This is a genomic window from Pseudorhodobacter sp. MZDSW-24AT, from assembly GCF_002794355.1.
Lineage (GTDB): Bacteria > Pseudomonadota > Alphaproteobacteria > Rhodobacterales > Rhodobacteraceae > Pseudotabrizicola.
On sequence record NZ_PGOI01000009.1, the window covers coordinates 386,545 to 396,221 of the forward strand.

Annotated in this window: 6 protein-coding genes; 3 read left to right on the top strand and 3 right to left on the bottom strand. The window is 64.0% G+C overall.

Annotation, left to right across the window (positions count from 1 at the left end; genetic code table 11):
- Positions 1–21: 21 nt before the first annotated feature.
- Complete coding sequence (gene nhaC / locus CUR21_RS15035; RefSeq protein ID WP_100197865.1) at positions 22–1,578, bottom strand: Na+/H+ antiporter NhaC; 1,557 nt, start codon at positions 1,576–1,578, stop codon at positions 22–24.
- A 233-nt stretch (positions 1,579–1,811) separates the two neighbouring features.
- Positions 1,812–2,486, bottom strand: coding sequence for an outer membrane protein (locus CUR21_RS15040; protein WP_198431719.1), 675 nt, complete (start codon positions 2,484–2,486; stop codon positions 1,812–1,814).
- 413 nt (positions 2,487–2,899) lie between these two features.
- On the opposite strand from CUR21_RS15040, the gene CUR21_RS15045 reads away from it, so the two are divergent.
- Positions 2,900–6,478 (top strand): hydantoinase B/oxoprolinase family protein, encoded by a 3,579-nt coding sequence (locus tag CUR21_RS15045; protein ID WP_100197867.1) that lies wholly within the window; start codon positions 2,900–2,902, stop codon positions 6,476–6,478.
- Between the two features lie 111 nt (positions 6,479–6,589).
- A complete protein-coding gene (locus CUR21_RS15050; protein WP_100197868.1) occupies positions 6,590–7,303 on the top strand; it encodes a tellurite resistance TerB family protein in 714 nt (237 codons plus the stop codon).
- Between the two features lie 77 nt (positions 7,304–7,380).
- Here the strand turns inward: CUR21_RS15050 and CUR21_RS15055 are convergent, their stop codons facing one another.
- Complete coding sequence (locus CUR21_RS15055; protein WP_100197869.1) at positions 7,381–8,760, bottom strand: cytochrome P450; 1,380 nt, start codon at positions 8,758–8,760, stop codon at positions 7,381–7,383.
- Positions 8,761–8,881: 121 nt separating this feature from the next.
- Between CUR21_RS15055 and CUR21_RS15060 the strand changes: the two genes are divergently transcribed.
- Complete coding sequence (locus tag CUR21_RS15060; protein ID WP_232622819.1) at positions 8,882–9,514, top strand: hypothetical protein; 633 nt, start codon at positions 8,882–8,884, stop codon at positions 9,512–9,514.
- Positions 9,515–9,677 lie beyond the last annotated feature (163 nt).

A 9,677-nucleotide genomic window follows, 5' to 3' on the forward strand; every position in this document is an offset into this window, starting at 1 on the left:
CCCTTTGCCCTTGGCCTGTGCTCAGGCGTTTTGCGCATCCGCCAGATCGTGATCCTTCAGATCCAGCACATCCTCATCGGTCTTTTCCCACAGCCTGCGCTCTTCCTCGCTGGCGCGCGGTGAAAACAGCCCTGTCACCGCATAGAAAATCCCGATCAAGGGCGCCGTCCAGCAGGCAATCGCCAGCGGGATATACAGCAGGTTTTCCAGATTGCCCGACATGATCCCCAACCCAAGGGCCGAGATCACAAAGGCCCCGCCTGCGTTCCATGGGATCAGCGGGCTCATCAGGGTGCCGCCTTCTTCCACCGCCCGGCTCAGGTTCAAGGTGGAATAGCCCATCCCGCGATAGAGCGGCGCAAACATCCGCCCCGGCAGCGCGATCGAGATATAGGGGTCTCCCGCCACCATATTGGTGGCAAAGGCCGTGCCGATCGACGCGCTTTGCACGGCGGCAAAGCTTTTCACGCGCGAAATGATCGCCATGATAATGGCCTCAAGGCACCCTGTGCGCTCCAGCGCGCCGCCAAAGCCAAGCGCGATCAGCATCAGCGAGATCGTCCACATCATCGACTGGATGCCACCCGAGTTCAGCAGGCTGTCAATATCGGCAACACCGGTTTCAATGCTGAACCCCGACTGGGCAAAGGTGAACACATCATGCAGACCCGCGCCTTGCAGGAAAATCGCCACCAAGCCCCCGGCCAGCACTCCGGCAAACAGCGAAGGCAGCGGCGGCTTGCGCATCAGCGCCAGCCCCATCACCAAAAGCGCAGGCAGCAGCGGGATCAACCCGATATGGAATTGCTGGTCCAGATTGGTGGTGATCTGCTCAATCGCCCCCAGCGCCACATCGGCCGGTTCGATCAGCGCATAGCCTGCCACCAGATAGACCGTCAGCGCGATCAGCATGGCAGGAATGGTTGTGGGCAGCATGTTCTGAATATGGTCAAACACGGTAACGCCGGTCACCGCAGGCGCAAGGTTCGTGGTGTCCGACAAAGGCGAGATCTTGTCGCCAAAGAACGCCCCCGACACCACGGCCCCCGCCGTCCAATAGGCCGGAATGCCGAAACCGGCGCCAATTCCCATCAACGCAAGGCCGATGGTGCCCACCGTGCCCCAGCTGGTGCCCAAGGACAGCGACACCACAGCACACAGGATCATCGCCGCGGCCAGAAAGATCGACGGGTTCAGCAGCGTCAGCCCGTAATAAATCAGCGTCGGCACCGTGCCCGAGGCGATCCAGACGCCGATGATCATGCCCACCACGATCAGCACCGCCAGCGAAGGCATCGACACATGGATAACGTGAAAGACGCCTTCGCGGATGTCCATCCAGTCCATGCCGCGCAAAACACCCAAAAGCCCAGTGATGGCCAAACCGCAGATCAGCGGAATATGCGGGGTGAAATCGCCGTAATAGAACAACTGCAAAGCCAGCAGGCCCAAGGTCAAGACAATGGGCAGCAGAGCAATCGGAAGAGAGGGTAAAGTTTCCGGGCCGCGTCGTTCGGGGGTGGCCCCCCCTGTGTCGCTCTGGTCCCGTGCCGACCCGCTCACCCGTGTCTCTGCCATGTTTTTCTCCGGTGTAATTTCGCATTTGCCAACGCGCGGCGGGCAAACGGGTTCCGACTGTCGTCGCGGAAGGCGCCCGTTTTGCCGAAAAAGCACCCGGCTGCGGCGGCTTTCCGTCCCGCCTATGGCCCGACCTGCGGGCCTTTCATGCCGTCAAGCGCTGTGCCGCGCGCAAAAAAAAAACAGAGGCGCAGGTTATGCGCCTCTGCTGATCTTGAAGCCGTAGGGTTTCCTTAGAAACGGAAGTTTGCGCCCAGCTTGATCTGGCCCAGTTTGGCTTTCAGCTCGCCATCGGTGTCCGGAACCGAGCCGAAATCGGTGTGGTTGTATTCCGCATAGCCCGAAACGCGCGGCGTAAAGCGATATTCCCCGCCCAAGCCAAAGGTGGTGCCTTTCAGGGTGCGGCCTTCGGTGAAGAAGGATTCGCCGTCGGTGGCGAAGACATTTCCTTTCGTGCGGGTGTGACCCAACAAACCATAGGCAAGGAACTGATCGTTGACGGCATAACCCACCCGACCAAACACGGTCGCGGTGTTCTTCATCTCGACGCCGATGTCGAGACCTCCAAGGTCGCCGTTCAGCCCGGACTTGTATTTGCCGACGTTGTATTCGGCACCAAGACCCAGAACGAACTGGCCGAACTGCCAGTCATAACCGCCACGGATGGCCGCGCTCGCGCCATCGGGCTCAGCCAATGCGCCATCAAAGCCTTCTGCGGTCACTTCGCCATCGCCAAAGCTCAGGTTGCCACCCAGGTAGCCGCCGGTCCACGACGGAGCCGCTGCGGGCAGCGCCACGGCCACGGCCACTGGTTCTGCTTCCATCACGGGGGTCACGGGGCCGCCCGCCGAAGCGGCGGTGGCGGTCAATGCAACGCTGGTTGCGAGGGCTGCGAATCTCTTGATCATCATGAGGACCTTTCCAATACAGAAAATTATTAACAAATGGTTAATCGCTCCAGAGACACTGAGAGTCGACCCAAGGGCGGCATATTCGTGGTCACAAGCGAGTTATGTTGCGCATTTGCAACCGCCAATAGACAGGATCTGCCTCTGGAAAATGTCGGGCTCAGACGTGGCCTCCGCCCTGTCTGCGCCTTGCGCAGGGTGGCGGGTCGCTGCAACCATGGGCGGTCCCATGGATCAAGCCCGTTTCACGCGCGTAAAAAGTTAACGATTTCCTAATTGGGGAAGGTCAACCATCTGAAAAATATAGGTTTCTCTTTGTGTAACACAGGGGGCATCGCGCCCTCATCTGCCCTTCACGGTTGACAGCGCCCGCCCCATGCCCCACCCAAAAGAGGGCAGAAAAGGGGGCGTTCATGGCGGCGTGGGAATTCTGGATCGACCGGGGCGGCACCTTCACCGATGTGGTGGCCCAAACCCCCGACGGCCGCCTGCTGACCCGCAAGCTCCTCTCCGAAAACCCCGAGCGCTACCCCGATGCCGCCGTGCAGGGCATCCGCGACTGCCTCGGCCTCGCCCCCGAAGACCCCATCCCCGACGGCCAGATCGCCGCCGTCAAGATGGGCACCACCGTGGCCACCAATGCCCTGCTCGAACGCAAGGGCGAGCGGGTGCTGCTCCTGATCACCCAAGGCTTCGCTGACCTGCTCAGGATCGGCACGCAGGCCCGCCCTGATCTTTTCGCCCTTCATATCCAGCGCCCCGACCTGCTGCACGAAGCGGTGGCCGAGGTGCCCGGTCGCCTCGACGCCGCAGGGGCCGAGATCACCCCTCTGGACGAGCCCGCCACCCGCGCCGCCCTGCGCGCGGCCCATGCTCAAGGTCTGCGCGCGGTCGCGGTTGCCCTGATGCACGCCTACCTCAACCCCGCCCATGAGGTGCGCGTGGGCCAGATCGCGGCCGAGGAAGGCTTTACCCAGATCAGCCTGTCGCATCAGGTCAGCCGTCTGGCCAAGCTGGTGGCGCGGGGCGATACCACGGTGGTCGACGCCTATCTCTCGCCGATCCTCCGCCGCTATGTGGCGCAGGTGGAGGGCGCGCTGGACATGGGCCGCGCCACGGGGCGGCTGCTGTTCATGCAATCCTCGGGCGGGCTGACCGAAGCGCACCGCTTCATGGGCAAGGATGCGATCCTGTCCGGTCCGGCGGGCGGCATCGTCGGCATGGTCCAGACCGCGCAAGCCGCCGGATTTGACCGGCTGATCGGTTTTGACATGGGCGGCACCTCGACGGATGTCAGCCACTATGCCGGCCACTATGAGCGAAGCTTTGAAACCGAAGTCGCGGGCGTGCGGATGCGCGCGCCGATGATGGATATTCACACGGTGGCAGCAGGCGGTGGATCGGTGTGCAGCTTCCAAGATGGTCGCCTGCAAGTGGGCCCCGAAAGCGCAGGCGCAAACCCCGGACCCGCCTCCTATGGCCGCGGCGGGCCGCTGACGATCACCGATTGCAACGTGGTGCTGGGCCGTCTGTCGCCCGATCACTTTCCGGCGGTCTTCGGCCCCGAAGGCACGGCGCCTTTGGATGCGCAGGCTGCACTGGCCCGGTGCACCGCGATTGCCGACGAGATCGCGGCAGCCACCGGCCGCGCCAAGATGAGCCCGCAAGAGCTTGCCACCGGTTTTTTGCGCATTGCCATCGACAATATGGCCCATGCGATCAAGAAAATCTCGGTGCAGCGGGGGCATGATGTGACGGGCTACACCTTGCAGTGCTTTGGCGGGGCAGGGGGGCAGCATGCATGCGGAGTTGCCGACGCGCTTGGGATGACGCGGATTTTCCTGCATCCCTTTGCCGGGGTGCTGTCCGCTTATGGCATGGGGTTGGCCGAAATCCGCGCGCTGCACGAGGTGCAGTTCGAGGCGCCATTGGCGGACATTGATGCCGCGCGCGCGCGGCTGAATGAGATCACCGCCGTTGTGCGCGACGAGGTGGCGGCGCAGGGGGCCACAACGCCGCGTCTCTTGGCGCGCGCGCATCTGCGCTATGACGGCTCGCACCAGCCGCTGGAAGTGGCGTTCGACGATGCCGAAGCGATGCGCGTGGCGTTCGAGGCGGCACATCACGCGCGGTTTGGCTTTGCCTCGCCCGAGCGTGCGGTGCTGTTCGACATGCTGGCGGTCGAGGCGATCGGCGATGGCGCGCGCCTGCCACCTGCGCAGGCGCCAAAGCCGCAGGCCATTGCGCCCACCCCGGTGCAAGTCTGGCTGGACGACTGGACCGAGGTGCCGCTTTATGACCGTGACATTTTGGCCGAAGGCACGCAGATCACCGGGCCCGCCATTCTGCGCGAGGCTACCGGCACGGTGGTGGTCGAGCCCGGCTGGCAGGCGCGCGTGGATGCGGCCGCCAACCTGATCCTTGAGCGCAAGCTGCCCTTGGTGCGCGACCATGCGGTTGGCACCGACGCGGATCCGGTGCTGCTGGAGGTGTTCAACAACCTGTTCATGTCGGTGGCCGATCAGATGGGGGCTGCGCTTGCCAATACGGCATGGTCGGTCAACATTAAGGAACGACTGGATTTTTCCTGCGCGATCTTCGACGCGCAGGGCGATCTGGTGGCCAATGCCCCGCATGTTCCGGTGCATCTGGGCAGCATGTCGCATGCGGTAAAGGTGGTCATTCAGGCCACCCGAGGCCGCGCGCGCCCGGGCGATGCTTGGATGCTGAACAGCCCCTATAATGGCGGTACCCATTTGCCGGATGTCACTGTGATCACGCCGGTCTTTCTGGAGGGCGTGCCGGTGTTCTGGCTGGGGTCGCGAGGGCACCATGCCGATATCGGCGGGCGCACGCCGGGCTCTTCTCCGCCTGACAGCCGTCACATCGAAGAGGAGGGCGTGCTGATTGACCTGTTCTTGCTGGTAGAGCAAGGACGTCTGCGCGAAGAGGCGACACGGGAGCTTTTGGCGCAGGGGCGCTATCCGGCGCGGTCGATTGCCCAGAACATGGCGGATCTCAAGGCGCAGATCGCGGCCAATGAAACCGGACGGCGCGAGCTTTTGCGCGTTGTGGCCACCTATGGGGCCGATGTGGTCTCGGCCTATATGGCGCATGTGCAGGACAATGCCGAGGCTTGCGTGCGTGCGGTGATCGACCGGTTGGAGGATGGTGATTTCACTTATCCCATGGACATCGGGAGCACGATCCGCGTGGCGGTGCGGGTCGACCGGGCCGCGCGCAGGGCCGTGGTGGATTTTACCGGCACCTCGGCGCAACATGCGGGCAATTACAACGCCCCGGCGGCTGTTGCGCGCGCGGTGGTGCTTTACGTCTTTCGCACGCTGGTGGGGAAACCCATTCCGCTGAACGAAGGCTGCCTGCGGCCGCTGACCATTCTTTTGCCCGAAGGCAGCCTGCTGAACCCACAGGCGCCCGCGGCGGTGATTGCGGGCAATACCGAGGTATCACAGGCCGCCTGCAACGCATTGTACGGTGCCTTGGGCGTGATGGCGTGTTCGCAAGGCACGATGAACAATTTTGTCTGGGGCAATGCACAGTTCCAGAATTATGAAACCATCGCGGGCGGAACCGGGGCAGGCCCCGGTTTCGCGGGGTGCGATGCGGTGCAAAGCCAAATGACCAACACCCGGATGACCGACCCGGAAATTCTGGAAAAGCGTTTCCCGGTGCGGCTGGAGCGCTTTGCCATCCGGCGCGGATCGGGGGGTGCTGGCCAATGGCCGGGCGGCGATGGCGCGCTGCGGCGGATGCGTTTTCTGGAAGCGGTGACGGTGACCACGCTCTGCGGAAGCCGCCGGGTCGCACCCTTTGGCGCGGCGGGTGGTGCGACAGGAGCGGTGGGTGAAAACCGGGTGATCTGGCCCGATGGCCGCACCGAAATCTTGCAAGGCAATGACGAGCGCACCTTGCCCGCCGACGCCGTCTTCGAGATGCGCACGCCCGGCGGGGGAGGTTGGGGCGCGGCTTAGGCGGGCGGGGGCGTGCAGGCGCGCGGCGCTCCAAAAGCCGCGAGCGCAGCCGTTGCGAAACCGGCCTGCGCGCCCCATCTGATCTGAGATCAGTTCCACAGGAGTGTCGATATGTTCAACGCGAAGTCTTTGCTTGATTCCGTGATCGGTCAGGTCACGCAGGCCACCGGCGGCAAGCCCGGCGCACAGGGCGCAGGCGACCTTGGAAAAATGGCGAAGGATTTGTGGAGCGGCCAATCCACCTTGGGCAAAGGGGCCATGGCAGGCGGGTTGATGAGCATCCTGATGACCAAGGGCGGGCGCAAGATGCTGGGGACAGGCGTCAAGGTGGGGGGCGCTGCCTTGATCGGCGGGCTTGCCTATAAGGCCTATCAGGATTGGCAAGCGGGCAAGGCGATCACCGCGCAGCCGGGCCCGGTGGCTTTGCCGCAACCCGAAGGCACGCGCTTTTTGCCATCCGACGCCGCACAGGCCAATGACCTGTCGGCGCGCCTGCTGCAAGCCATGGTGGCGGCGGCCAAGGCTGACGGGCATGTCACCCCCGAAGAGCGCGCGCGGATCGATGCGCAACTCGCCGCTTTGGGGTTGGAGGCCGAGGCAGCGGCCCTGATCGCCGCCGAACTGGACGCACCGCTGGATGCCGGACGCATTGCGGCGCTTGCCCGCAGCGAGGAGGAAGCCGCCGAGATCTACGCTGCCTCCTTGCTGACAGTGGACAGCGAAGGGGCCGCAGAAAAAGGCTATCTGGCGATGCTGGCGGCCCGTCTTAAGCTGGACCCCGGTCTGGTGGCGCATCTGCATGCCAATGCCCAGGCTTTGACCTGAGGCGGCACGGAAGGTGACGCACCCCGGGGGCGCTGCCCCCGGACCCCCGGAGTATTTGCGAAAGGTGCAAAGCGGGATCAGGCGGGCGTGACCTGCAGCCAGACCCCGCCTTCGGGGCGAAGCGTGAGGATCATGACAGGTTTGGGGCTTTTGCCCGGCACAAGATCAAAGCGGAAGCGGGCGAGCAGGGTGGCGAGGATGATCACCGCCTCTTGCAGCGCGAAATTCGCGCCAATGCAGACGCGGGGACCATCGCCAAAGGGCAGGTAGGCATAACGGTCCACCGGCCTCTCTGCGCTGAACCGATCGGGATCAAAGCGGTCGGGTCTGTTCCACAGCGCGTGGTGGCGGTGGAGCGCATAGATGGGCAAGATTACCGTATCTCCGGGCTCCACCGACCGCCCGCACAGCCGATCGGTGGCTTGCGCCGTGCGCGAAAGGAAAGCCGCCGGCGGGTAAAGGCGCAGGGTTTCGTCCACGATGCGGCGGATCAGGGGCAGGGCCGCGACATCAGCCGCCGTGGCGGCCCTGCCCCCCAAGGCGGCCTGCGCCTCGGCCCGCGCGGCTGCTTGGATGGCAGGCGCGAAGGCGCACAGATAAAGCGCCCAAGACAGGGTGAGCGCGGTGGTTTCATGACCGGCGACGATGAAGGTGAGCAGGTTGTCGCGCAACTCTGCCGTGGTCATCTTGCGGCCCGTTTTGGGGTCTTCGCCAGCCAGCAGCAGATCCAGAAGATCGGGGATGCCCGGGTTGCCTTCGATGCGGCGACGCTGGATCGACGCGTCAGCGACCCGCTTCATCTGCCGCATCGCCGCGCCCGACATCAGGCGTCCCGGACGGGGCACCCATCCCGGAGCCCCGAGGATGTCGAGCAGCGACACCCGGGCGGTTTGGGCCATGTAATCCTCGATGGCCCGGTGAACCGCGGCGCGGTCAAACCCGGCGCCATCCGAGAAGGTCACGTCGGAAATCACCTCGAAGGTCGCGATCACCATTTCGTCATAACAGTTCACCGCACGGCCTTGGCCTTGGGCGATGCGCGCGGCAGCGCGTTCGGCCGCCGCCGTCATCACCGGAGCAAGGGCGGCGACGTTGCGATGGCTGAACACCGGCGCGGCAGTGCGCCGCTGCCACAGCCACTCCTGCCCTTCGGCGACGAAAAGGCTGTCTCCGATGGCCGGCTCCAAGATCAGCTTGGTCACCACGGATTTGGGGTAATTGGACACATTGTCCCGCAAGATGTGGCGCAAGGCTTCGGGGTCCATCACCATGTGCCAACGCTTCCCGGTGCGCCCGGACAGGATGGGCGCTTGGGTTGCGATCTGGGGGATCAGTTCCAGAATATTGCGCCGCCCCGCCGACAGCGAGCCAAAGACCCCCAAGGGACGGGTCGCCAAGGGCACTTTGACGGGCTCGTCCGCAAAGTCTGTGCGAGGTAGAGGGGGCTGGTCGGTCATGCTGGCTCCGGCTTTGGGGTTGAGATAGGCGGATTTGCGCTGCTGTCACCCATCTGCGCCCGCTTGCGCGACCTTGCGCCACGGGCTATCCCCAAAAGAGACCCTTGCAAGGAAGCTGCCCATGACCTGCACCCGCCCGCTTGGCCCGCGTCTGTTCGGCCTTGGCCTGTGCCTGACCCTGTTGCTCGGCTGTGCCAGAAACGATCTGGCGGATGCCCCGGTGCCGCTGGGGGATTTCGCGCTTGGCCTGAACATCGTGGTGACCGACAAGACGCAAAAGGTGCCGATCTCGCGCGAGGCCTCAGGCGAGGAATGGCAAGCCGCGATGAAAAAGGCGGTGGCGGACCGTTTTGGTCGCTACCAAGGCACCAAGCTGTACAACATTGGCATATCGGTTGATGGCTATGCGCTCGCGCCGCCCGGCATCCCCGTCGTGGCCGCGCCAAAATCCATTCTGGTGATCACGGCCAATGTCTGGGACGATGCCGCAGGTCAGAAGCTGAACGCCGAAGGCAAGCAGATCACGGTCTTTGAAAGCCTTTCGGGCGAAACCGTCATCGGCACCGGGATCACCCGCACCAAGCAGCAGCAAATGGATGCGCTGTCCTTCAACGCGGTGAAACGTGTGGAGGAGTGGTTCCTTGAAAACCCGGAATGGTTTGGTTTGCCACCGATTGACCGGCCCAGTGCAGCGGACGCCCCGACAGTGGTGAGCGCCCCGATGGCTTCCGCCGAGGCGGTTCCGGCGCGCTGACCTGCGGGAAGCGGCAAGTCAGGCTTGATTTCCCCGCATTTACAGCTTACTTCGCCGCCCGTGTAGCATGGAGCCCGCGCCTTTTGGTGCTGGCCCCCCGAATCCAAAGGCGCTGGCGAATGGCAAAGGCAAAGTTTGAACGGAACAAACCGCACGTCAACAT

Coding starts and splice junctions, on each gene's coding strand:
- nhaC (WP_100197865.1), bottom strand. CDS start 1,578: ATGGCAGAGACACGGGTGAGCGGGTCGGCACGGGACCAGAGCGACACA.
- CUR21_RS15040 (WP_198431719.1), bottom strand. CDS start 2,486: ATGATCAAGAGATTCGCAGCCCTCGCAACCAGCGTTGCATTGACCGCC.
- CUR21_RS15045 (WP_100197867.1), top strand. CDS start 2,900: ATGGCGGCGTGGGAATTCTGGATCGACCGGGGCGGCACCTTCACCGAT.
- CUR21_RS15050 (WP_100197868.1), top strand. CDS start 6,590: ATGTTCAACGCGAAGTCTTTGCTTGATTCCGTGATCGGTCAGGTCACG.
- CUR21_RS15055 (WP_100197869.1), bottom strand. CDS start 8,760: ATGACCGACCAGCCCCCTCTACCTCGCACAGACTTTGCGGACGAGCCC.
- CUR21_RS15060 (WP_232622819.1), top strand. CDS start 8,882: ATGACCTGCACCCGCCCGCTTGGCCCGCGTCTGTTCGGCCTTGGCCTG.